The organism is Arthrobacter sp. NPDC057009, from assembly GCF_042673905.1.
Taxonomy (GTDB): Bacteria; Actinomycetota; Actinomycetes; order Actinomycetales; family Micrococcaceae; genus Arthrobacter.
This window is the reverse complement of the sequence record NZ_JBHUSB010000021.1, coordinates 41,576-64,053: the sequence shown is the minus strand read 5'-3', so window position 1 is coordinate 64,053 and position 22,478 is coordinate 41,576. Positions and strand designations below refer to the sequence as shown.

Annotated in this window: 21 protein-coding genes; 10 read left to right on the top strand and 11 right to left on the bottom strand. The window is 61.4% G+C overall.

The window, feature by feature from the left end; translation table 11 throughout:
• The first annotated feature begins 287 nt into the window (after positions 1–287).
• A complete protein-coding gene (locus tag ACFTR6_RS18540) occupies positions 288–1,643 on the top strand; it encodes a ParB/RepB/Spo0J family partition protein (protein ID WP_377958972.1) in 1,356 nt (451 codons plus the stop codon).
• A 419-nt stretch (positions 1,644–2,062) separates the two neighbouring features.
• Here the strand turns inward: ACFTR6_RS18540 and ACFTR6_RS18535 are convergent, their stop codons facing one another.
• Together ACFTR6_RS18535 and ACFTR6_RS18530 are read right to left on the bottom strand one after the other, a co-directional pair.
• The gene (locus tag ACFTR6_RS18535) at positions 2,063–2,368 is read right to left on the bottom strand and encodes a hypothetical protein (protein ID WP_377958971.1); all 306 of its coding nucleotides are present in this window, start codon (positions 2,366–2,368) and stop codon (positions 2,063–2,065) included.
• Between the two features lie 10 nt (positions 2,369–2,378).
• On the bottom strand, positions 2,379–2,615 hold the full coding sequence (locus ACFTR6_RS18530) for a hypothetical protein (protein ID WP_377958970.1): 237 nt from the start codon (positions 2,613–2,615) through the stop codon (positions 2,379–2,381).
• Between the two features lie 363 nt (positions 2,616–2,978).
• Between ACFTR6_RS18530 and mobC the strand changes: the two genes are divergently transcribed.
• From mobC to ACFTR6_RS18505, 5 genes are all read left to right on the top strand, one after another.
• Complete coding sequence (mobC, locus tag ACFTR6_RS18525) at positions 2,979–3,374, top strand: plasmid mobilization relaxosome protein MobC (protein ID WP_377958969.1); 396 nt, start codon at positions 2,979–2,981, stop codon at positions 3,372–3,374.
• A complete protein-coding gene (locus ACFTR6_RS18520) occupies positions 3,374–4,933 on the top strand; it encodes a relaxase/mobilization nuclease domain-containing protein (RefSeq protein WP_377958968.1) in 1,560 nt (519 codons plus the stop codon). The genes mobC and ACFTR6_RS18520 overlap by 1 nt, the downstream gene beginning before the upstream one ends.
• Positions 4,934–4,951: 18 nt before the next feature.
• Complete coding sequence (locus ACFTR6_RS18515; RefSeq protein WP_377958967.1) at positions 4,952–5,740, top strand: hypothetical protein; 789 nt, start codon at positions 4,952–4,954, stop codon at positions 5,738–5,740.
• 532 nt (positions 5,741–6,272) lie between these two features.
• Complete coding sequence (locus ACFTR6_RS18510; RefSeq protein WP_377958966.1) at positions 6,273–6,599, top strand: Lsr2 family protein; 327 nt, start codon at positions 6,273–6,275, stop codon at positions 6,597–6,599.
• Between the two features lie 646 nt (positions 6,600–7,245).
• Positions 7,246–8,286 (top strand): YhcG family protein, encoded by a 1,041-nt coding sequence (locus tag ACFTR6_RS18505; protein WP_377958965.1) that lies wholly within the window; start codon positions 7,246–7,248, stop codon positions 8,284–8,286.
• Between the two features lie 1,030 nt (positions 8,287–9,316).
• Here the strand turns inward: ACFTR6_RS18505 and ACFTR6_RS18500 are convergent.
• Entirely contained in the window at positions 9,317–9,562 is a 246-nt protein-coding gene (locus ACFTR6_RS18500; protein WP_377958964.1) for a hypothetical protein, read from the bottom strand.
• Positions 9,563–10,189: 627 nt separating this feature from the next.
• Here ACFTR6_RS18500 and ACFTR6_RS18495 point away from each other — a divergent pair.
• Both ACFTR6_RS18495 and ACFTR6_RS18490 read left to right on the top strand, forming a co-directional pair.
• Entirely contained in the window at positions 10,190–11,188 is a 999-nt protein-coding gene (locus tag ACFTR6_RS18495) for a hypothetical protein (protein ID WP_377958963.1), read from the top strand.
• A 112-nt stretch (positions 11,189–11,300) separates the two neighbouring features.
• Positions 11,301–12,575, top strand: coding sequence for an RES family NAD+ phosphorylase (locus ACFTR6_RS18490; protein ID WP_377958962.1), 1,275 nt, complete (start codon positions 11,301–11,303; stop codon positions 12,573–12,575).
• Positions 12,576–12,602: 27 nt separating this feature from the next.
• On the opposite strand, the gene ACFTR6_RS18485 is transcribed toward ACFTR6_RS18490, so the two are convergent.
• The 8 genes from ACFTR6_RS18485 to ACFTR6_RS18450 form a co-directional block, all read right to left on the bottom strand.
• Positions 12,603–13,361 (bottom strand): hypothetical protein, encoded by a 759-nt coding sequence (locus tag ACFTR6_RS18485; protein WP_377958961.1) that lies wholly within the window; start codon positions 13,359–13,361, stop codon positions 12,603–12,605.
• A 61-nt stretch (positions 13,362–13,422) separates the two neighbouring features.
• Positions 13,423–13,950 carry a hypothetical protein gene (locus ACFTR6_RS18480; protein WP_377958960.1) on the bottom strand — a complete coding sequence of 176 codons (528 nt, stop codon included), beginning with the start codon at positions 13,948–13,950 and terminating at the stop codon, positions 13,423–13,425.
• 595 nt (positions 13,951–14,545) lie between these two features.
• Entirely contained in the window at positions 14,546–15,268 is a 723-nt protein-coding gene (locus ACFTR6_RS18475) for a RusA family crossover junction endodeoxyribonuclease (protein WP_377958959.1), read from the bottom strand.
• A 258-nt stretch (positions 15,269–15,526) separates the two neighbouring features.
• Positions 15,527–15,817, bottom strand: a complete 291-nt coding sequence (locus ACFTR6_RS18470) for a DUF2218 domain-containing protein (RefSeq protein ID WP_377958958.1) — start codon at positions 15,815–15,817, stop codon at positions 15,527–15,529.
• A gap of 381 nt (positions 15,818–16,198) precedes the next feature.
• Positions 16,199–17,047: a polyphosphate--glucose phosphotransferase gene (gene ppgK / locus ACFTR6_RS18465; protein WP_377958957.1), complete on the bottom strand. Its 849-nt coding sequence runs from the start codon at positions 17,045–17,047 to the stop codon at positions 16,199–16,201.
• Positions 17,048–17,050: 3 nt separating this feature from the next.
• Positions 17,051–17,734 (bottom strand): 4-carboxy-4-hydroxy-2-oxoadipate aldolase/oxaloacetate decarboxylase, encoded by a 684-nt coding sequence (gene ligK, locus ACFTR6_RS18460; protein WP_377958956.1) that lies wholly within the window; start codon positions 17,732–17,734, stop codon positions 17,051–17,053.
• Positions 17,735–17,754: 20 nt separating this feature from the next.
• Positions 17,755–18,780 carry an amidohydrolase family protein gene (locus ACFTR6_RS18455; protein ID WP_377958955.1) on the bottom strand — a complete coding sequence of 342 codons (1,026 nt, stop codon included), beginning with the start codon at positions 18,778–18,780 and terminating at the stop codon, positions 17,755–17,757.
• Positions 18,777–19,943 carry a 4-oxalomesaconate tautomerase gene (locus ACFTR6_RS18450; protein ID WP_377958954.1) on the bottom strand — a complete coding sequence of 389 codons (1,167 nt, stop codon included), beginning with the start codon at positions 19,941–19,943 and terminating at the stop codon, positions 18,777–18,779. The genes ACFTR6_RS18455 and ACFTR6_RS18450 overlap by 4 nt, the downstream gene beginning before the upstream one ends.
• Before the next feature lie 271 nt (positions 19,944–20,214).
• Here ACFTR6_RS18450 and ACFTR6_RS18445 point away from each other — a divergent pair, with 271 nt between their 5' ends.
• Positions 20,215–21,570, top strand: coding sequence for an aminomethyl transferase family protein (locus ACFTR6_RS18445; protein WP_377958952.1), 1,356 nt, complete (start codon positions 20,215–20,217; stop codon positions 21,568–21,570).
• A gap of 180 nt (positions 21,571–21,750) precedes the next feature.
• Positions 21,751–22,461, top strand: a complete 711-nt coding sequence (locus tag ACFTR6_RS18440; protein ID WP_377958951.1) for a methylenetetrahydrofolate reductase — start codon at positions 21,751–21,753, stop codon at positions 22,459–22,461.
• Positions 22,462–22,478: the final 17 nt, after the last annotated feature.

Here is a 22,478-nt window from a genome sequence, read left to right as displayed (position 1 = left end):
GGCTGCTGTCCCAAGGGATTGTACGTGTCCGCTCCGGCCCGTCTAGCCCCGGTTCCGCAGGCTCCACCGGGGCCTGCGGGCCGTGGAATCGGCTCCGGCGCTCCTGCGTCGCTTATTTCCTGCGCAGATTCCACGGTCCTTGCCCCAAGGGGTAGACAGGCCTCCGTCGACCACAGCTCCGCAAGCTCCGCCAGCAGCCAAAACAACGCGGGGGAGAAGGGGACGCTGGCCGGTCACCACGGGGCCGCCCACCCCACCAACCCTTTCGGCAAAAAAGGAGCAACACCATGAACGCAGTACCCACGCTCGAAATGCTCGACCCGGCCACGCTGACGGTTGACGTCAACGTCCGTAAGGACGCGGCCCTGACCGCTGACTTCATCGCCAGCATCAAGGAGCACGGTGTGATGGAACCGGTGATCGCCCACCGCAAGGATGACGGCATGGTGCACGTCCTGATGGGACAGCGCCGCACCCGAGCCGCCGTCGAAGCAGAGCGGCCCCTGATCCCGGTGATGATCATCGAGTCCCCCGAGGAAGCGGAACGCATTGTCACGCAGGTTGTCGAGAACATCCAGCGTGCCGAACTGACCGAAGCGGACGAAGCCGACGCCTATCACCAGCTGTCCCTGATCGGGGTTTCGGCGGCCGCGATAGCGAAGAAGACCGGACGGACCAGGACCACCGTCGAAGGCGCGTTGAAGGCCGTAGCTTCCGAGGCCGGGGCCGCCGCCCTGGGCAAAGGATGGTCCATCGAGGAAGCGCTGATCATGGCCGAGTTCGAAGGCGATGAGGACGCCACGGCCGAGTTGGAATCGGTCATCATGGACGAACCCGACCAGCTCCTGCACGTCGCCCAGCAGCTCCGTGACCGGCGTGAAAGCGCCGCCGCCCTCGCCACGCTTCGCGAGGAACTGGAAGCCCGGGGCAAGAGCATCGTGGAGGACGCCGGACACTACGCCGACGATGACAACCTGTATGTCACCGCCGCCAAAAGGGAGGACGGGGAACCGGCCACCGAGGATGACGCCAACGCCGTCCTGATCACCACGGACTACCGGGGCCAGCACCGGACCCACGCTGTGATCGCCGGGTGGAAAGAGACGGGCTTCGCCCCGAAGTATGAACGCTACGACGGCGGCACCAGCGCGCAGAAAGGACCGATGACCGAGGAACAGAAGGCCGAACGCAAGACCCTGATCGAGAACAATAAGGCGATGCTGTCCGCACAGGTTGTACGCCGCGAATTCGTGACCGGCCTGCTGGCGAAAAAGCAGCCACCCAAGGGCTGGCAGTACTTCACCGTCCACGCGATCACCCACCACCCCGAAACGGCCGGCGGCTACGACGGCGAGGTGGCCGCTGGCATGGTCGGCGCGAAGATTGACGAGGCGAAGAGCTGGGCGTGGAACCCGCTCCGCACACATGTGGCCAAGTCCACGGTACGGCCTGAGTTTTCGCTCATCGCACTGGTCTGCGCCGGGTACGAGAAGACGATCGCGAAGGACGCGTGGCGGTCCCCGTCGCAGGCCCACCGGGACTACCTGAACCAACTGGTTCTTTGGGGCTACACGGCATCACCGGTCGAACAGCTGATCATCGACAGCGGCACGCCGACAGAGGAGCATACCGAAGCGGCATAAGACACCCTTGTCGGGCGGGAAAACCTACCGCCCGGCAAGGGTTTCGGCGCCCATCACCAGGGCAGGACCGGGAACCTCCCGCACGCCGGGCGGTCCGCCGCCGGGTGCGAACCACGGCAGCCACTCACCGGCGGCGGACCGCCAATGAGCACGGCCTTCCCGCAAGCTCGCCAAGGGTGGCGCGCCGACCAAGGCGATGGGAACCTGCCATCGTCCTGGTGGCAGCATTCAGAAGCCGCACGCGCGGCGTGCCTTCCCACTGCACGTTCAGGCGTGCGCTAGTGTGGACCACAGATTTCCTTTTGCCGAAGGACAAAAAAGGACCGGAATGTTCCGGTCCTTTTTTGTGTCCTGCCACGTCCCAAGGGTTCCGCCCGCGAGCCACCTTTGATTCGGGCAGGCGTGTGCCGTGGGGGCTACTAATCGCCGAAGGATGTGCCGGCTTCCTGGCCGGCTCCGTTGTCCGGTCCGGTGGAGCGCTTTGTGGTCCGCCGGCGCTTTACCGCTGCTGGTTCGAGGCCGAGTTTCTTCAGTTCGTCCGCGCTCCAGCCGTCGCGTGTGGCTTGCACGTAGGCGCGCTTGTCATCACGTTCGGCGGCCACAAGTTGATCCCTCAGCTCGGTGATCCGCTGGCGGCTGCGCACGAGGGCGGTGACGGATTCAATCCGGGAGTCCAGCAGCGCGCGGGCTTGGTTTCGGGTCTGTTCAATGTCGAGGTTCGCCATGGGATCCAGCCTAACGATCAACCGGGCGCCGGCTCCGCCGGACGCGCCCATCCCGGCACGACGCGTCCGCGTTCGTCGGAGGATTTTCTGCGAGAAGGTCAGCGTTGCGGGGATCGTTGAACCAGTCCCGCAGGTAGTCGTCGAAGTAGCTGACGGTCCGTGCGGTGAACTGGAAGTATTCGGGGCCGACGCCGCGCCGCCGCCACTGCCGCAGCTGCGCCGCGGAGACTCCGTATTGCCTGGCCACTTTGGATGGTGAGATGAGACCCAAAACTGTACCTTTCGCTTGCCCTATGCCGCGAAAGCCGGCTGCGCAGACTTGCCAAGGAAGGACCGGGCAGTAGCCTCAACCAGCCGAAACGGAACGACGCAGTCGTTGCAACAAGAAGGGCGCGCAGCGTCCAGCAGGGCAGTCCCCAGCAACCATCCAAAGCCCCAAAAGCAGGAGAGGTGATTTCCCGGAGCAAGCTAGGCGGTTATGTGCCATAACCCGCGTGTCGATCCACGGCCTGCGGCCTGCGGTGCGGCACACTCGTGAGTGTGGCCCGGAAAGTTCCAGGGCGCTGCGCTGGGCATTGGGGGAGGGGAGTGGATGACTCAAGAGCAGGGGATGACTGAAGAAGGGCGGAAGTCGCCGCGCCGGCTCGCCCGCCGCCGCCGCGCGAACATTGACGGTTCCACCCAGTACGTGCGGGTGTCGATGTCGGAATTCGAACGCGCCCAGCTGAAGGTCCTGGAGGAACAGACCGGGCGCAGCCCATCGGAGATCCTGGTCAGCGCCGCCCTGTACGCGGAGAACTCCGAGTCGCTCGCTGAACGGCGCGCGGTGGCTGTGGAATTCATCGCGGCCCGCCGCTACCTTGCTGCCCTGTCGAACAACGTCAACCAGCTCGCCCGGCACGCGAACGCCACGGACGAATTCCCGGAAGCAGCCCGCACCGTGTTGACGCGGGTCCGGGCGGTCGCTGACCGGATCAATACGATGCTGGATGCGATGGTGCGCTGATGATCCCCAACATCACCAAGGGTACCCGCATGCACGGGCTCATCGCCTACCTCGCCGGTCCCGGCCGGGCGAACGAACACACCGACCCGCACCTGGTCGCCGGCTCACCGTCCATCATGGCCTGGCACAACGACGACGAACTAAACGCCGATGCGGCCCAGGCCATTGCCAAGGAACTGGACCGCGCCAGAAGCATCCTGGGCGTTGAGATTCCCGGCGGCCACGTCTGGCACTGCTCGCTGTCCCTGCGCGCCGAAGAAGGCGACCTGACCGATGCAAAGTGGGCTGACATCGCGCAAGACTTCATGGACGAGATGGGATTCACCGAAGCCAGCGGACGCGCGCCGGCGCAGTGGGTCGCGATCCGTCACGGCCACAGCAAAGCCGGGAACGACCACATCCACATCGCCGCATCCATGGTCCGCGAAGACGGCACGAAATGGAGCAGCTGGCGGGACTTCCCCCGCGCACAACAAGCCGCCCGCGGGCTCGAGAAAAAGTACGGGCTGGAGGAACTGTCACCCACGCATTCCACCCGCGGCCTGCGACCCGGTGAACGCGAAGCCTCCGAACGGCGGGGAGCACCGGAACCGGAACGCCGGTCCCTCGAACGCAAGGTCCGCGCCTGCGCCACCTCGGCCCAGGACGAGGCCGAATTCATCCGACGACTCCGCCGGACCGGCGCCCTGGTCAGGCCACGGTACGCGTCCGGACGCGACGACGTCGTGGTCGGCTACAGCGTGGCCGAACGAGCCGCCAGAGGCGGCCGGCCGGTCTGGTTCGGCGGCGGTCACCTCGCCAAAGACCTCGCCCTTCCCAAACTCCGCAGCGCATGGCACGACACGCCACAAGGTGCCGCCGACGCGGTCGCCGAATGGCAGGCAGCAGCACGCGGCCGCCGCCCGGTCACGATCGGCCGCGAAGCCCACGAACCGGACCCGCAACTGTGGCAGCAGTACAGCGACGACATTGCCCGTCTCCGTGAAACCCTGCGCTCCGTCCCGCTGGACGACCACGCAACCTGGGCGTACGTTGCACGCGAGACATCCGGTGCCTTCGCAGCCTGGTCCACGGCAACCGAGGCAACCCCCGGACCACTCGCGGCAGCGGCTGACGAGCTGTGCAAGACCGCGCAGCTGCGGCGCTACCCGGCCCGTCCCATCCGTAGCGTCGGACCGTCGGCCCGCGGAGCCTCCCTCATGCTCATGGCAGCCGCGATGGGCGGGACCGGAACCGCTGCGCAGGCAATCATGCTGCGCCAGCTCCTCAACGTCGCCAAGGCCGTCCACGACATGCACAAGGCCTCCAATGACCTGCGCCGGGCACGGCAGATCAGCCACATGGTGAAGCACCAACTGAGCCAGGTCGCTGCAGCACTGCCACCCGTCCGCACACCCGAGGCCACGACGGATACCGAAGCAGCCGCAGCCGTCCGCGCGAGTACAGCCGGCCAGGTTACCGGCCGGTCCGCCGGCTCCGTGCTGCCGCCAACCTACGTGCAGGCACGCACCCCTGCGGCCACCCGAAGCGGAACCACCAGACCGGACATTGAGAGATAACACCAACGAGGGGGAATCATGCACGAATCTGACGGCATCGAAGAAGCAATCGAGGGAATCTCGCGCGTCGGGCTGACCGTCGCCGGCCGGGTCGGTGAACAGCTGGCCAGGGCACGCGAGCAGGAACTGCGCCGCGCCCAGGCAGCCGAGGAACAACAGACCCGTGAGCTGCAGGCCCGGTTCGACGCGGAGCGGGCAGCAGCCCGCGCCCAGCTCGCACCGGTCATGGACAACCGGTGGTGGGACACCGCCAGCGGCCGCGACATCGAACGAGTCCACGAGGCGGCCACCGCATGGACAGACCACGACCCGGCCGCGCGCGACGCGGCCGAGGTCATCCGCGACCAGGTACAGAGCCGCTACGGTCTGGACCTGGACAACCTCGGCGCCAATGATGCGTCCGTGGCCCAGGCCCTGGCAAAGGCTGAACGGGACCGCGAACAGGCGGAACAGGAACGCCGTACCGGCCGTGACGAGACCACCCAGGCTATGCAGCTGCTGACCGAGGCAGACCGGGAAGACCGGGACCGCCAGCAGCACGCAGACGAAGAGAACCAGCACCCCGCGGCACTCGGGGAAGAGGCAAGTCTTAAATACGACTCAGCCGAACGCCGCCAGCAGCTGGCCGCCAGCCTTGAAAACGTCGCCGACCACGAGACCGTCCAGGCGCGACTCAGCGCCGACCAGGACCAGGCGACCCCGCCGAGCGCCGCCGTCACCAAGGCGCCGGGACGGAGCCCGAAAGCACGTAAGACACGAGGAGCAAACGGCCAGACGAAGCTCCTGCAAAAGGGCATGAGCCGGTAAGCCGTGCAGGAGCGCAGGTTCCGAGCAGGTGGCCGGTGCTGCAGTCAGTGGTCCACAGCGGGATAAGGAACCCGTCGATACCCACGGCATCGCCGGTGTGGGGCAGGCCGACAACGCGTGCCAAGGCCAAGGACGCCGCCATCCCGGTGGCTCGGCCGAACTGCGGCACGCCGGTTCCAGTCAAATCGCGGGCGAATGGAACCCTCGATGGGAACTGGTCCAGCCCGTCTGTGCGCTTGTAACGGGCCGGTTATAGCCCGGCCGCCACCGCGCCGACCCAGTGAGTTCGCGGTAACTTGACCGTAGAGCGCCGCTATTCCCTTGCCCCTTCTGGCCTAGGGACAATTCCCAAATTTCTTTGGACTGATCTGCCGCCTGTATTAGCACGGGAAGAACGGAAAGAGGTGGGCCCGCTGGCCACCTTCAGGCAGGGCTGCCCTCCGCCGCGCGTGAGTTAGGAAACGATTCTGTCCTGATCATATGGATTTATGGGTGACAAGGTGTTGGGGTTCATAGGCAGTAGGCTTATTTTATGGCCCGTAAAACAGTAGTAACTCTTGAAGATGACCTCGACGGTACCGAAGCGAGCGAAACCCTCAACTTCTCTCTTGATGGCACCGAGTATGAAATTGACCTCAACGCCGAGCACGCAAATGAACTCCGCAGCGCTCTGAGCCGATACACCAACGTCGCCCGTAAGACTTCCGGCGGACGCGGCCGGCCGGCTCCTCGTAAAACCAGCAGTTCCGGTGTGGACACTAAGGCAGTTCGGATGTGGGCGATAGACAACGGGCTCCAAGTAAATACTCGTGGCCGCATCCAGGCCGACATCGTCGAGAAGTACCTGGCCGCGAAATAACGCGGCTTATTACCCAATCCGGCCAGACCTCGAAATGAGTTCTGGCCAGATTTATTTAATTCCTCGCTTATCCAATAGATTCCGCGGCAGGCCGCACCGCCAGAGGGAGGAGTGGCATGCCCGCGTGGACGCTATTTGTCCAGACACTGGCTCGACAATTCCAAGCAGGGTCCCGACACGGGATCAGTGACCACACGTGGAACGCGTACCGGCGGCGGCAACTGGCCGGCCCCATGGGCAACTGAGTCACCCTTGTTCCGCTACTGGTTCCCCCTCACCGGGGGATGAGCGGGTCGCCGCTCCGGCTCCTGGCCCCCGGCTACCCGTAGCCAAATTCACAGGATTCACAAGATTCACCCATATTCACCAAGGCCGCCGCTGACGGCGGATGTGCGACCCCTTCCCGCAAACGGAACCGCAGGCCACGAATGCTCCCGGCCCGGGTCTGCAGTGCGGCTTGCTGTCACCCAGAGGTACGCGCGGTACGGCGGGGCCCCTGCGGCGCGGCGGGCGACGCGACAACCACGGCATCATCCACGGCGGGCTGCGAGCCCCATTTGGGCAACAGCCTGTTGCGCGATTGGCCCCAGACACAGTCTTGGCCGCGTTCAGGCAGGCGAAAGAAGCACCCCATAGGATGAAAACCATGACTTCGCCCCGGCAACTCGATCTACCCACCGGCTACACCGATCTCCTCGAGGGCCTGAAACAGGATGTCAGGGCAGCGCGTACAACCGCCCTGCGGATTATCAACACCCAGCTCATCGAACTTTACTGGTCCATCGGTGCGGCAGTCCGGGCGCAACAGCAAGCCCAGGGCTGGGGCAGCCGGGTCATTAAACGGCTCTCGGAAGACCTTCGCGCAGAGTTTCCGGACATGACAGGTTTGTCGCCCCGCAATATCCAGTACATGACGACCTTCGCCGGCGCATGGGCAGAAGGCACGATCGCGCAACAGCCTGTTGCGCAATTGCCGTGGGGGCACGTGACCATTCTCCTGGACAAGCTCAAAGACCAGACGAGCCGGGCCCGATACGCCGCAGCCGCAGTCGAACACGGCTGGTCCCGCAACGTGCTGCTGAACATGATCATGAACAGGACCCTCGAACGGACCGGAGCCGCACCGTCCAACTTTGTCCAACGGCTCGTTGGACCCGAAACAGAACTGGCCCAGCAGATCGCCAAGGATCCGTACAGCTTTGAGTTCCTCGGCCTCTCCGGGGAAGTAGCCGAACGTGACCTCGAGAACGCCCTCACCACCAGGATCACCGAAACCTTGCGTGAACTGGGACCGGGATTCTCCTTTGTCGGCCGCCAGGTCCATTTCGACGTCGACGGTGACGACTTCTACGTAGACCTGCTCTTCTTCCATATCGAGCAATCCCGCTATGTGGTCATCGAGCTGAAGACCGGCAAGTTCCAGCCCGAATACGCCGGCAAGCTTAATTTCTATGTCGCCCTCGTCGACGACGTGCTCCGCCGCGACCATCACAACGAAACCATCGGGATACTCATCTGCGGAACCAAGAACGACCGCAGCGTCAGATACAGCCTCGGACGCTCGACATCGCCAATGGCCGTCGCCGCCTACACCTACGACAAACTCCCGGCCGAAGAACAACAGGCTCTTCCAGACGAAAGCCACCTGACGGCAGCCTTGGATTGGGCCGCTTCCATAGAAGAATAAACCGGCCAGAGAACGCGCCCCCAACATCCGCCCAGGACAAACTCACCATACTCACTTCAACTCACAAACGACGCCACGACTGAACTCGGCGCAGGCGTCGCCGGTTGCACGGCGTGAAGGAAGTTGATGCACGCCGCCGCCGGCCTGTCCGATACTTCACTCTTCACGGAGATACCTGAGACCTCTCCACATCAGTCCTCCGACCGGGACACATCAAAAACTGCCAGGACGGGTAGCAAAAACAGCGGCAAAGGGCCCACGGAAGCTGCCCAACGGCGACACATTGAACGCCGGCGGAGCACGACAGTGAAAGATTAGGAACGTGAACATTGAGAGAGCCACCGCTAACGAGCTCTGCCGCCTGCTTCTGGACGTCCAGGACCAGCTCAACGAGCTCCTAGCAGATGACCGGCTGACGCTGGCAAAAAATGCCTAACAGAGCCACGGTACCGCCCAGGAAGGCCGTCAGCCTGGCACTCGAACATCTGGACGCCGCACGGCAGGTGCTGGCCAAGCTTGAAACAGCCGAGTAGAGACCGGCCATCTGAAGTCGGTCTGATTCCTTTGCCCAGTCACATCAAAGATCTCGAAACCCTAGCGTTTAGCGACAAAGAGGTTTTGAGACACAGTGGCCTTGGCAAACAGCATCGGCGCGATCGGCGCAGCAGCCACAGGCCTCACCCTGGCCGGCCTGCTGTGAGGCATTTGCCCGCGAGTGACGCGATTACCGAGGAGTAAACTTGTAGGCGGCCGGCGGCGGACAGCCGTCTGGTGTCCCCCACACCAGCGGCCCCCAGCTCCGTCGTCGGTCCCGATGTCGTGGACAGTCAGGGCGTCGGCCGGCGTGCCCTGGGCGACGCTCACCTGATCTTGTTGCTGCTCCCGCCGGGCGGTAGTGCCGTCCCTCTTGCGAAACCCGGCAGAGGTGACTGGGTCTAGACCATTTCCTCTCGGGAACCCGAAGTGGGCGATGCTAGACCGTTCGGACAAATTCCTGATCTCGAGGAGTCTAGGTGGTCGGGCCCTTGTCCTAGTCTCCTTGGTCGATGTCCAGATGGCTGCCTGAAAGTCGCTTCTTCGAGATCAGGTCCTGTCGATAGCCTTCGACCCTTGTGGCGTAATTGCCACCCCAGTCAACAGCAAAATAGGCGCCCAGGCCGATTGCAAGCATGAGCAAGGCACTGCCGCCGGCTTCGGGTCCACCTATCCATCCTGCGGCCGAGGAAACAACGAGGACCCCCAGGACAACGAGAAGAAGCTTTCCGGTTTTCCTCATGTCACAACTCCGTAGGGTCATCACTCAGGGCGTGTCCTTGGGGCGAGCGTACCGCCGAGTCACCGCTTCTGACGAGGCCAATGATGGCGGAATAACCGGAAGCCGCTCCAAACAAGGCACTTCCTACAGCCACTACGACGACCACAAAGAACGTACGCTCGAAGTGCCGACCTTGCAGCCTTACCATGCAGCCGCGCCATCATGTCCGCCTCCGGTGCCACCGCTGCTCGAAACAGTACCCTAAAGCCACTGATCCAAGACGACATACGCGCTGTTATCGGCGTTGATCCGATGGGAATCGCACACTCTGCTGAAGCTGCTGGAGGCAAGATACTTACCAGGATCAGGTCGAGGCAGCGCGGCCAGATGTAAAGTGGCCGAGAAGTGCGTTGGGGCGAAGACCGTGCGGCAGACCGCTCGCGGAAGCCTGCGGATAGATGCTGGTTACGCTGGCCGGAGTTAGTGCAGTGCCAAGCTTGCGACAACCCGCGCGAGGCGGTGCTCGACATGCTGCCTTAGCCAGGAGACGTAGCCTTACACGAAGCTTCGCCTTGATGATGGAATGATTAGTTGGTCTCAATAGCCCGAGACTCGGCCAACCGACCTGAGCACTGAAAGGCAACAGCATTGCAGTCCACTGAACTCGAAATGCGCGTCCTGTCAGCAATCGATGCAATCCATGCCCATAGGGCCGGTGAGGACGATCTGGTCGAATTCAAAGCTGAATGGCCGGCGGCCGTAAAAGAGAAGTTCGTCCGACAACTGGCCGGCAGCTTGAACCGGGCGGCCGGGGAACCCGTAATCTTGATCATTGGCATTGATGAAAAGACAGGCAAGCACAGGCCCTGGACTGCACTTGAGATGAGTAATTGGTGGCCGAGCGTGCAGAGCCATTTTGATCAAGCCATGCCGGAGCTGCTTCGGGATCGCACTATCGAGGTCGAAGGAGGAAAGGTCAGGGCTCTGGCAATTTCGAGTGAACGCGCTCCGTATGTCCTCAAGCTCGCGAACGGGAGTTCCTCCAGAGAGATTCCAATCCGGGAAGGAACAGGCACTAGATCAGCCGCGCGCGACGAAATTCTGCGGATGTTCGTACCTGCTGTGCAGATTCCTAACGTGGACGTGCTGCGAATCGGAGTGACATGGACTGAGATGTACCCGGACCCGAACCCAGACTCAGATTTCAACGGGGGAATGTACTTCAAGGGTTATGCGGACATCTTCGTTGAACACACTTTCAACAGACCCAGCGTGATGCTTCCCCGGCACCGCATTAGCGGGGAGATTAGTCCGATTGCAGAGACAGTGCATTTGACGTCCCCATCCCGGGGTATCCCTGAGCAGACCCTAGGACTGGGACATGCGGGTGTAGTTGAACGAGAAGATGGGTTCATTGTCAACGGTCCAGGGACACTGCGGGTTCGATTCCAATCGAACTTCGTTGATTGGGAGAGTAATAAGCATCTCCTAGACTCAGAATTCCTAAATCTCTCCATCGATCTTCCCGTCAGCGGAACTAATAGATCCGTGCACGTGGAACAGATGCTTCGCAGGAATGATGAAGCCATCAAGTACTCAGGTAATGGTACGGAGGATCCAACGGCCCATTGGTCCTATGCTTTTTAGCCGGGCGTCGCCGTAGGCGCGGCTCACAGTCCGTCGCGTCGTGCCGCAGCGCCGAGCAGTCTGCCAACGAGATGGGCGTGCATGACGAGGGGGCATCGGGCACGATGTGCTCATGGAGTTTCCGCGTATAGACACGACCGACGACTCGATGTGCCTCTCGCACATCACAGACCCCTTCCTGCTTCGCCGGGTTAACCAGCATGCCAAGGACGGCGTCTGCACTCTCTGTGCGCAGATCGGACTCGCATCAGGTGGGCCCGTGGTGAACCTGGGGCGCATCGCGGAACTCGTGGATGAGGCTGCGAGCCGGTCTTACAACCACGAGGGGCAGTTCTTCGATCGTGAGCAGATCTTAGAACCAATGACGACCGAGGATGTAGTGGAGGCGCTGCTCGACAGGTGCGTCACATCCGAAGTGTTGGACCCAGCTTGCAAACTTGTAGCAGGGCTCATTTCAGAAGAATCGGACTGGTTCGAACCGTACGATATGGACCACGAGGCGGGCGTGGAGTTCGAATGGAACGACTTCGAGCAGAGTGTGAAACATGAGTCCCGACTCCTTTCGATCCCGTGCGGGTCCAAGGCAGAAACCGTACCTGAGAAAAACTACGAATTCGTGCGTTCGCTGCTCGTGTTCGCTGCGGAGCACGCTGGTCTCATCCAGCCGCTCGCGCGCGGAACGAAGCTATATCGCGCGCGCACCGAACGTGATTGCCGCAAGCTCGAGCGGGACGCGCGAGGGGCTCCCGAGTCCGTACTTGGACCGGCCCCTGAAGATCGTGCGAGTGCAGGTCGTATGAACGCACAGGGCGTCCCCATGTTTTACGCAGCCTTCAATGCCGAAACCGCCTGCGCCGAAGTCGCCTCACATAGTCCTTACGACGAAGTCGTCGCGGGCACTTTCATTGCTCAACAGCCGTTACGCGTCCTTGATCTAACACAGTCGCTTCCCATCCGCAGCGTCTTCGACGACTCGCCACCGGTAGAAGGAGAAAACCGACTGGCGTCGCTCGGATACTACGTCCAGCGAATCACTCAGCCGGTCATCCTCGATGGCAATCATCCAGTGGACTACGCGCCAACGCAGGTACTCACCGACGCTTTCAGGTATTGGTCGAGCCCGCGCATCGACGGTATTGTCTACCCCTCGCTGGTGAGCAAAGGGGGTAAGAATGTGGTGCTCTTCTTCGGCAACCCACGCTGGTTTGAGCGCGTGGGGAAATCTGTGAGTCGTTTGCAGCGCTTTGAACGAGATATCGAGCGAGGCACGTCGGCACCGCTATTCGTAATCGATCCCAAGACAGTGCGGAGGTACAGCGTGGACCGCGATATCGCCGTGAAAAGGACGCGGGCATGGGGTGTGCACGGTGGTGACGTCGTGGATTGACGGGCGGTGCCGAGGGAATCATAGCGTTCATGGCAGGTGGAAAAAATCGCGGAGGTCTTCCGGTGCATGGGCGTCGTCCACATCAATAGGATGTGCGCCGGCTTCCAACGGCATGAGGAGTTCGTCCAACTTTTCCTCATTCTGACCGGAGAACGAGGTGAAGGCGACAAACTTAGCCGTGGGCGTGACGCGATGGACAGCATCGACGCGTCCCTTGAATGCATGGATCGATGAGGGCTGAAAGGCGACTTTAGCCATGACACTGGGCTGCATAGCTTCGGGAATGGCGAAGTCAAAGAGGATGTCTTGTTCGGCCCCTTGAGGATCCCACTTGCCTCTCAACGGGACCCGTTCGTCAGGTCTGACGCCGGCCCGTTGTAGAAGACGTCTTATTTTGGCATCCAGGTCATTGGTCTCACGATGGGGATCGTCGACCAGCTCAGTAAGCAACTGCTGGGTGAAGCTGTCCCAATCGCTTTCGTCTTTGAGATGTACACCGGCGCTTCGGACCGTCAGGTTTGTCGGCTTCTCTGACTGAAACGCCAGGACATCTTCCCATTCGTCACTAGCTGCCTTCCGGCGGTAGAACGCGATCCAGGATTCGAACAACCTCTTATTCAGCTTGAGCCCCCGCAGCCTGTACCCGTCAATGCCCAAGTCAGCGGTTTCGCCCAAGAAGCGCAGATGCCATTGCCCACTTGGATCCTTGAGGGCAACACCGACATTCCTGGGCTCGTGGCGCCGAAGTTCGTGGGTGTATTGAACTAGGAACCAAGGAGCGGGCATTGGTGCGTTCCTCTTGCTCAGGTCGATAAGCGGACGGTCGGGCAGTCGAACATGAGCACGATTATGACAGGATCGGCTGGCTGGCTCCCCGGAGGGAAGCATCAATCCCCGGTATCTCTTTAAAGTTCATGGATCGGAAGACAAGATCGTGGATTCCTACCGATCGTTTGCGGAGGAAGCGCTTATACCGAGCAGCATTGTCAACGGTGAGGAGTCCCCTTCGTTGAGCCGAATCAACCGCTGCCCGGCTCATGCCGGCTCCCTGGACACATATGAGCTCTGTCCAAGATTTTGTGTCGCGTTGGTTCAGGCCGAGTTTCGCTAGCTTTCCGGGATTGAACGACGCATAGACGTTTTCGTCCATCCACGCGGTCCCATCCTCGTTGTTACCGCAAAATGCCATGTCGTGATCTATTGCCCAAACCCCAATGTCCTCAGACCAAATGAGGTTCTGCTCAGCACGATCAGGGTTGAAGATCCATACGTCGAAAACGGCGATGCCTGCGAGGATGTGGCGCTCGTTCTCCACAACGTCTTCCATCCTGGGAGGAGGGTACAACTTGCCGTCACGGCCAGCGATGGCGCTCACCCAGGCTTCTCTGTTCGCGTGGATACCAGCCACTTCTCCAAAGGGCACCGGTATGCCCACAGAATTGGCTAGCCTGGCCGCTAGGTACTCATGGACGACGAGTCGCAGACCCGCGGCTCGCTCCGCCTTGACAAATACTTGGGCTCGCCCGGACCAAAAGTGATTCGACGAAGCCACATCTGTATCTGCCAAATCAATAACGCTTAGCCCTGGTTTGGTTCGGGCCATCGGTCATCCGTCTCTGTATACGACCGCTCACGGGGTCCTAGGTAACTTGCTCGACTGATTGTTTCACAGTCCTTAGCATGTCGCTGCGGGCGCTCCACAATTTGTGATCAACGAGGGAAGTTGTTCCGAGTCGCCGACGCAATCCGTACGGAGTTCTCAATAATGAGCGCGGACTCGCCCCGGTGGGTCTCACATGGCTGTTGGGGCGCTTCAGTCCCAGCCCTTTCCCGACCAGCATCAGTAGCGGTCCTATCGAAACGTTCCGGCAACTCCTGACCATTATTGTCGACAAGATTGATCAGGCGCTTGAAGCGCTTCGCTGCTGCCCGCACGGCCGTGGAGTTGAGCTAGTGAGGTCAGGGGCGGTTTACGGGTCCGCCAGTAGCGAAGCCTGTGCAGTAGAAAGTGGTTCCACCTTGAAGCCCCGCAGCCGTGCCGAAGGATAAAACCGCTGAATTGGCATGTGCATTCTTGCTGCTACCGGTTCTATCCCGGTGGCCAACAGTTCCCTATGGTGGCGGATTGCATCTGCCGTCGTCTTCATCAGCATGCGTCTCAGCATCCTAGGACCGTCTGGCAGAAGCATGCATCCATAGGGGCTTCCAAAATCGACAAATTTCAGGTTTGTTCTGGGGATGAACTCATCGGGGGAAAGTGCAGTGACTACCATCGTGAACTTCAGATTCCCAGGCTCAGCGTCGAGCCACGACGCTCCAATCTGTTGAACCTGATTGTCGTCGATCAGGATTCCATCAGGACCGGTCACGGCATCGAATAATGGCTTGATGATGTTGTCGACGTCCGCCACGATGTGTGTGCTGTAGCGGCGTTCTTCCGAGACGAACCAAGTGATTTCTGCTTTCACATCACCGGTGAAGATGCGATCTGTGCCGCCCTTTATGGCGGTAGCTAGAGCAGCCTTAAAGGTCTTCTTCCTGTCGGAATCTGTCTGGAGTGAAACGGGATCGATGCTGGCTTCAATTCGGACCGCAGCGTCGAATCCAAAGATTTGGGTAACGCTGAAGTGGGTGGCTTCTGCTGAAGTAGTTCGTCTCATTCCATCCTCGTTAGGCATTCCATCAAATTGCACTGTCAAAGTTTATCAGCGGTCCCTTTTTTACTGATCAGGGCATACGCCTAGGGGGAGGGCAGCATCCCCACGCAAATATCCGAAAGGGGCGTCGCTCAAAAGTGTCGTATTGGAGGACCGGCTTACGCGACCGTATGTGTCAGGTTGAGAACTAAGACTTTCACCAGGGTGCGTCAGCTAAAAGGAAAACGGATTCTACTCTGACGCCTTCCAGGCGATTGCCTGACGTCAGGTTGGGGTGTGCTTCTTCGTGACGAATTAACTGGCGTCCCACTCGACGCGGAGTTCGTTGCGTTGTCCAAACCTCTCGAGGTGGACTGCGATGACCCGCTTAACCGTTTCCAGATTCGGCTCAGAATCAGCCCGCGCTTTCATGACAAGAACGCCTGCTCGCGTCTGCAGCAAACAATCACCAGTCTCCAAGACGATCCGTAGCCCGTCAGGTTCGTCGATGATTTGAGAGCGGCGGCCGAGGTGTGAAGCCAGCTGCTTCGCATAGCGCTCAGGCGTAGCTGTCGTTACAAGGGCAGTAGAAAGACGTTCGCTCATTGGGTTTCCTTTTATCTGTTTCCGCAATGGGCGGGGTCCATTTTAACTTCAGTCCAGGTGGACAGAGGTCCCCGGCTCCTTCTCGATGATGCGCCGCCCGGATGGTCCATCGTTGCTCAGCCAGAGGATGGAGCCGTCGGCCATGACGTCATCCACCCTTCCTCGGTCAGTCGCGGTGCCATCGACACGGATCTCTATCATTTGGTCTTTGAGAGTGGTCCAGTCCGTCACTTCTTTCCGGCCCGGGGGTTGGCTAGTTTGTTCTGCTGTGTTGTGCGGGTTGGTTGCTGACATGTTTTCCTCATGGTGCATTGGCGCCGATTTCGACGATTAGAAGGTATGGGATTGTCGCATTATGCGGCCGTCCACCAGCGGCAGTGGCTAGGCCAGGGAAGACGACGGAAGCGGTAAAGGCTGCTGGTTATGCCATAAAGGCCGGGAAGTCCTGGCGCTTTGGAGTGCGGCCCCCACGATGCCGGCCTCATTTTTCAGCTTGGCGGGGACGACGGTAGTGCGCAGCTTCATGTGCGGGAGGTATTCATTCGTCCGTTCGGAGATTCCGCCACCCACGATGATGAGTTCGGGGGAGAACAGGAATTCCACCCGGGAAAAGTAGCGTTGCAGGACGACGCTGTATTCCTCCCAGTTCAAGCCGTCCCGCTCACGGGCGACGGCGGAGGCCTTGGACTCCGCGTTGTGGCCGTCGATTTCGAGGTGGCCCAGTTCCGCGTTTGGCACGAGCTTTCCGTTGTAAATGAATGCGGATCCTATGCCGGTGCCGAGGGTGAGGACCAGCACTGTGCCGTTTACGCCTCTGCCTGCGCCGAATTCGACTTCGGCCAGTCCAGCCGCATCGGCATCATTGAGGACCTCCACCGGCCGGGCGAGTGTCTCTGTGAAGAGAGTAGTGATGTCGAAATCGATCCACGACGGGTCCATGTTGGCGGCGGACCGGGCGTAGCCGTTGTGGATAATGCCTGGGTAGGTCACGCCCACCGGTGATCCCGGGTCCGGGGCGTTCTCGTGGTGGTTGAGTTCCTGGACAACTTGGGAGACGGTGTCGGCAACGGCCTGTGGTGTGGCTGGTTGAGGGGTAACACGGCGCACCAGGTCGCCTTCGAGACGGCCTGTTGCCAGGTTGACGATGCCGCCCTTGATGCCGGTGCCTCCGATGTCTACCCCGATCATGCGGTCGGTCGTGAGCCGGTTCTCTCCGTTCTGGTTTTTCATTGGTTAGCTGATGTAGCGGAGGCCGGCTGCTTCGAGTGGTGCGCGCATGTTGTAGATGTCCAAACCGAGCTCTCCGTTGGCGAAGCGTTGGCGCTTGGCTTCTTCGTTGTCCTCCCGTTTGCGGGCGGCCTCCACCACGTCAGCGGCCCGGGAGGCGGGGACCACCACAACGCCGTCGATGTCGGCAACCACTACGTCTCCCGGGTTGACCAGTGCGTTCGCGCAGACGACCGGAACATTTACGGATCCGAGGGTGGCCTTGACGGTGCCTTTGGAGTTGATGGCGCGGCTGAAGACGGGGAAGTCCATGTCCTGAAGGGTGGCAACGTCCCGGCAGCCGCCGTCGATGATGAGGCCCTTCGCTCCACGGGCCTGAAGGGATGTGGCGAGCAGGTCGCCGAAGAAGCCGTCTTCGCTTTCGGTGGTGCATGCTGCGACCACGACGTCGCCGGGGCGGACCTGCTCAGCGGCGACGTGCATCATCCAGTTGTCGCCGGGCTGGAGCAGGACGGTGACGGCGGTGCCACACATGGTGGCCCCCGGGTAGACGGGGCGGATGTAGGGGCGCATGAGACCCAGGCGGCCCATGGCTTCGTGGATGGTGCTGACGCCGAATGCGGAGAGGGCTTTGACGTCCTGTTCGCTCGCGCGGTTGATGTTGGTGTGGACTACTCCGAGTTCCTGCATGATTCTGGCTCCTGGGATGGCTAGCGGCCCTGCTGCTTGAGCAGGGTGTTGAGGCGGGGGTAGACGGCACGGGCGTTGTTTTCTTGGATGGCTGCCTGGTCCGCTTCGTTCAGGCCTGCCGCTTCGATGTAGCGGGCGGTGTCGTCGAAGTTTTGGCCGGTGCAGGGGTCGATATCCCGGACCGCGCCGATCATTTCTGAAGCGAACAGGATGTTTCTGGTGGGGATGACGTCGAGAAGCAGGTCGATGCCGGGCTGGTGGTAGACGCAGGTGTCGAAGAAGACGTTGCGGAGCAGGTGTTCTTCCAGGGCGGGTTTTTTTAGGGCCATGGCCAGGCCGCGGAATCTTCCCCAGTGGTAGGGGACGGCACCGCCACCGTGAGGGATGACCAGCTTGAGGGTGGGGAAGTCTTTGAAGAGGTCGCCTTGGATGAGCTGCATGAACGCTGTGGTGTCGGCGTTCAGGTAGTGGGCTCCTGTGGTGTGGAAGGCAGGATTGGTGCTGGTGCTGACGTGGACCATGGCGGGGATGTCGTATTCCACCATCTTTTCGTAGATGGGGTACCAGGACCTGTCGGTCAGCGGAGGTGCGGTCCAATGCCCGCCGGACGGGTCCGGGTTCAGATTCAGTGCGACGGCCCCGTATTCCTCCACGCACTTGGTGAGCTCCGGGATGCACGTGGCGGGGTCCACTCCGGGTGATTGGGGCAGCATCGCCGCAGGGACGAAGCGTTCCGGGTAGAGCTGGCTGACCCGGTAGCAGAGTTCATTGCAGATGGCGGCCCACTCGGCGGACGTCTCAAACCCGCCAATATGGTGTGCCATGAATGAGGCGCGGGGCGAAAAGACTGTGAGGTCGATGCCGCGCTCGTCCATCAGCTTCAGCTGGTTTTGTTCGATGCTTTCCCGCAGCACGGGGTCGGAAATCTTGAGGTCCTCACGGCGGGGTGCGGCGGAGGGGTCAGTGAGCCCGGCGATCTGGCGGTCGCGCCATTGTGCCAGTGCAGGCGGAGCGGTCGTGTAGTGGCCGTGGATGTCGATGATCATTCTGTGTGCTCCTGGGAAGATGAAGAGGGCTGGGACACAGGTGTCCCGAGGCGGGAGGGGACCATGACGTTCCCGGCCATGAGAAGCCGTGCGGTGCGGATCAATGCGGATTTCATTACGCGGTTAGGTTCGGCAGGATCGAGACCGAGTCTGACAGTGAATTCGCCACTGGGATGTTCCACGGACACCGCCGGCTGGGCTCCAGTGGGAAGCTCAGCGATGTCGTGTGCCACCGTCCCGTCGAGTACTGCCGCTGTTGCAGCGGTGACGGCGGCGAGGACGCCGATGGATTCGTGGCAGACATGCGGGATGAAGCTGCGCGTGTTGAAGGCGCCGCCGCTTGCGGGCGCCGAGATGAGGGTCATTTTCGGGTAGTTCCGATCCGTAACGTCTCCCAGGCCCATGAGTTTCCCGCAGCTGATCCGCAGATCTTCCAGCCGGGTCTTCAGTTCGGTGTCCTTGTTGAGGTCGGCCACGGTTTCCTGCCCGGTGCGGCCAAGTGCGGCTGCCTGAACGATCACCAACGGCATGCCGTTATCGATACAGGTCACGTCCACCGGCCCGAGGCCGTCCACGTCCACAGTGTCCCTCAGGTTGCCGGTGGGCAGTAATGAGTCGCAGACCGACCCCGCGGTGTCGAGGAAGTTGATCTCTACAGGTGCGGCGGAACCCGGGACGCCGTCAATGCGGGCGCCGCCGCTGTACTCGACGTAGCGCTCTGAGCCCAGGGGAGTTTGGATGGTGACTTCTGCGACCAGGCCGGTGTTCAGGGTGAGCACCCGCGCCGTGGTGAAGTCGCCGTCGGGTGCTAACAGCCCGGATTCGACGGCAAAGGGGACAACGGCAGCAAGCATGTTTCCGCAGTTGGCCGTGGTGTCCACGGTGTCGCTCGTGGGTTGAAGTTGGGCGAAAAGGAATTCCAGGTCGACGTCGTCCCGGTCGCTGGTGGAGACGATCCCGGCCTTGCTGGTCAACGGGTGCGCGCCGCCGAGGCCGTCGATCTGCCGGGGGTCCGGGGAGCCCATCGCTGCCAGAAGGACAGCGTCGCGGGCATCCTTTTCGGCGGGAAGGTCCCTGGCCCGGAAGAACGGGCCCTTTGAGGTACCACCGCGCATGATCCAGCACGGGATAGCGAGCTGGGAGCCGCGGGTTCCGACGTTCATGCCGCCCTGCCTTCAAGTAGCCGCGTCGCTGGGACCTTCCACAACGGCGGGTCTATCAAATCTAACCGGCAACCTTTTTGTTGACAATATCGTCGCCATGAAAGTTGCGGCCTCTTTGGTACAAGGCGAAGAGCGGGTGAAGATTGGCGCTCAGATTGTTGCCAATTTGGTTGGCATCTGGCTAGGATGTGACTACGTTCACTTCGCCAAGGATGTCGATTCCTCCTTTGGCGGGTCGGACGGCCCATCATCTATCAGGAGGTTTTGTCCCGTGACCGTCGAGAATATGGAAGCAGCCATTGAGCGCAGCGGGGGCCCGGTTGCCCTTCTCCGGAATTCCCCGATCCGCCCCCACACTTTCCCGGTGGCTGCTGAATTCACCAACTGGCGTTCGGAGCAGAGCGCCTGGCGCGAGGGTTGCGCACTCCTGGACCAGTCGCACCACATGACTGATCTCTACATCACCGGCCCCGACGCCTTTAAGCTGCTTCAGGACCACGGCGTCAACAGCTTCAAGACCTTCGCTCCGGGACAGGCGAAGCAGTATGTCGCCGTCAACCCCGACGGGCAGTTCATCGGCGATGCCGTGCTGGTGTACCTCGATGAGGAGAGCTTTGACCTCGTCGGCCACCCCATGGTGCTGAACTGGATCCAGTACAACCTGAGCATCGGCGACTACGACGCCCAGGTTGAACGGGACGAAAACTCTTACGACCGTGTCTCCGGTCCTCCCAAGGTCTACCGCTACGAACTGCAGGGACCGACCGCGCTAAAGATCCTCGAACAGGCCAGCGGCGCACCTGTGCCGTCGGTGAAGTTCTTCCACATGGCAGACTTCACCATCGCCGGAAAGCGTGTGCGGGGTATCCGCCACGGTATGGCCGGCCAGCCGGGCTTCGAACTGTTTGGCCCCTGGGACGAAGGCCAGGAAGTCCTCGCCGCGCTGCTTGAAGCCGGCAAGGACCACGGACTCGTCCGTGCCGGCGCCAAGGCCTACTCCACCGCCAACCTCGAGTCGGCCTGGATCCCGTCGCCGATGCCGGCGATCTTCGGCGAAAACCTGAAGGGCTACCGGGAATGGCTCGACGTCAAGGAAATGGGTTCCCTCGGCGGAAGCATGGATTCCGAGGACATCACCGAGTACTACGTCACCCCGTACGACATCGGCTACGGACGCATCGTAGCCTTCGACCATGACTTCGTTGGGCGCGAAGCGCTGGAGAAGATCGCCACCGAGACGAACAAGGAAAAAGTCACCCTCGTCTGGAACAGCGACGACGTCACCGCCGCGATCGGAAGCCTCTACCAGGAGGGCACGCCGGCGAAATACATCGAAATGCCCAAGGCCCGGTACGCCCTGTTCCACATCGACCAGGTCGTCAAGGACGGCAAGCGCGTTGGCCTGTCCATGGACGCCGGCTACATTTCCAACGAGCACCTGATGGTCTCCCTGGCCAGCGTCGATGCCTCCGTGAGCGAACCGGGCACCGAAGTGACTGTGCTGTGGGGCGAGAAGGAGAACTCCACGAAGCCCACTGTTGAAAAGCACCGCCAGGTGGAAATCCGCGCAACTGTTGCACCGGCACCCTACGTCCAGTTCGCCCGCGAAACCTACCGCAAAGCCTGAGCGGCGGCCAGTGCGAAGGAGTGACAGCCAGTGTCCGTCATGATACGACCCGCACGCTCCAGGAACAGGAGCGACCTCGCCAAGCTGGTTTCCGGGGCAAGCTTTGAAGTCATGCCTTTCAAAGGCACGGAGGATGCTGTTCTGCAGCACGTACCTACTGAGGTTCCGATCACCATCACGGTGACCGAAGCCAAAGGCATCGGAGCAACGATTGATCTGGCCACGAAGCTAAGCCGCCGGGGATACAACGTGAATCCGCATCTTCCGGCGCGGCAGATTCTGGACGGGGCCGAACTTGCAGATATCGTCGCCCAGCTGAAAGATGCGGGGGTCGAGCGCGTTTTCGTGCTGGGCGGCGATGCGGCCGAACCCGTTGGGATCTTTCCCGACGCCGTTTCGCTCCTTCGGGCGCTCAGTGAGATGGGCGCACCGTTTGATGTTGGAGTCACCGGCTACCCGGAGGGGCATGCCAAGATCCCGGATGAAGCGCTGTGGGCGGCACTTGAAGCCAAGGCGCCGTTCGCGTCCCGCATCGTTACGCAGATGTGCTTCAGCCCGGAGACAACCCTCCGGTGGGCGCGTGACGTCGCGGCCCGGGGGATCAATGTCCCGATCATCGTCGGCGTGCCCGGCCCAGTCAGCCGTCAAAAGCTGATCCGCATTTCAGCCGGAATCGGACTCGGACAATCCGCACGGTTCCTCCAGAAACAGAAAGGCCTTCTGGGGAAGTTCTTCTCACCGGCCGGGTTCAGCCCGAACCAGCTGGTAGGAAGCCTTGCCGACAGTCTTCCCGGTTCGGGGACGAACATCGAAGGGCTGCGGCTGTTCACCTTCAACGATGTCGCCGGTGCCGAGTCCTGGCGCCAGAAAACACTTGCGACCCTTCACTAAGACCTGCCGCCGATAGG

Coding starts and splice junctions, on each gene's coding strand:
- ACFTR6_RS18515 (WP_377958967.1), top strand. CDS start 4,952: ATGCACGAATCTGACGGCATCGAAGAAGCAATCGAGGGAATCTCGCGC.
- ACFTR6_RS18540 (WP_377958972.1), top strand. CDS start 288: ATGAACGCAGTACCCACGCTCGAAATGCTCGACCCGGCCACGCTGACG.
- ppgK (WP_377958957.1), bottom strand. CDS start 17,047: ATGAAAAACCAGAACGGAGAGAACCGGCTCACGACCGACCGCATGATC.
- ligK (WP_377958956.1), bottom strand. CDS start 17,734: ATGCAGGAACTCGGAGTAGTCCACACCAACATCAACCGCGCGAGCGAA.
- mobC (WP_377958969.1), top strand. CDS start 2,979: ATGACTGAAGAAGGGCGGAAGTCGCCGCGCCGGCTCGCCCGCCGCCGC.
- ACFTR6_RS18470 (WP_377958958.1), bottom strand. CDS start 15,817: ATGAGCGAACGTCTTTCTACTGCCCTTGTAACGACAGCTACGCCTGAG.
- ACFTR6_RS18505 (WP_377958965.1), top strand. CDS start 7,246: ATGACTTCGCCCCGGCAACTCGATCTACCCACCGGCTACACCGATCTC.
- ACFTR6_RS18490 (WP_377958962.1), top strand. CDS start 11,301: ATGGAGTTTCCGCGTATAGACACGACCGACGACTCGATGTGCCTCTCG.
- ACFTR6_RS18450 (WP_377958954.1), bottom strand. CDS start 19,943: ATGAACGTCGGAACCCGCGGCTCCCAGCTCGCTATCCCGTGCTGGATC.
- ACFTR6_RS18520 (WP_377958968.1), top strand. CDS start 3,374: ATGATCCCCAACATCACCAAGGGTACCCGCATGCACGGGCTCATCGCC.
- ACFTR6_RS18510 (WP_377958966.1), top strand. CDS start 6,273: ATGGCCCGTAAAACAGTAGTAACTCTTGAAGATGACCTCGACGGTACC.
- ACFTR6_RS18535 (WP_377958971.1), bottom strand. CDS start 2,368: ATGGCGAACCTCGACATTGAACAGACCCGAAACCAAGCCCGCGCGCTG.
- ACFTR6_RS18455 (WP_377958955.1), bottom strand. CDS start 18,780: ATGATCATCGACATCCACGGCCACTACACGACCGCTCCGCCTGCACTG.
- ACFTR6_RS18485 (WP_377958961.1), bottom strand. CDS start 13,361: ATGCCCGCTCCTTGGTTCCTAGTTCAATACACCCACGAACTTCGGCGC.
- ACFTR6_RS18500 (WP_377958964.1), bottom strand. CDS start 9,562: ATGAGGAAAACCGGAAAGCTTCTTCTCGTTGTCCTGGGGGTCCTCGTT.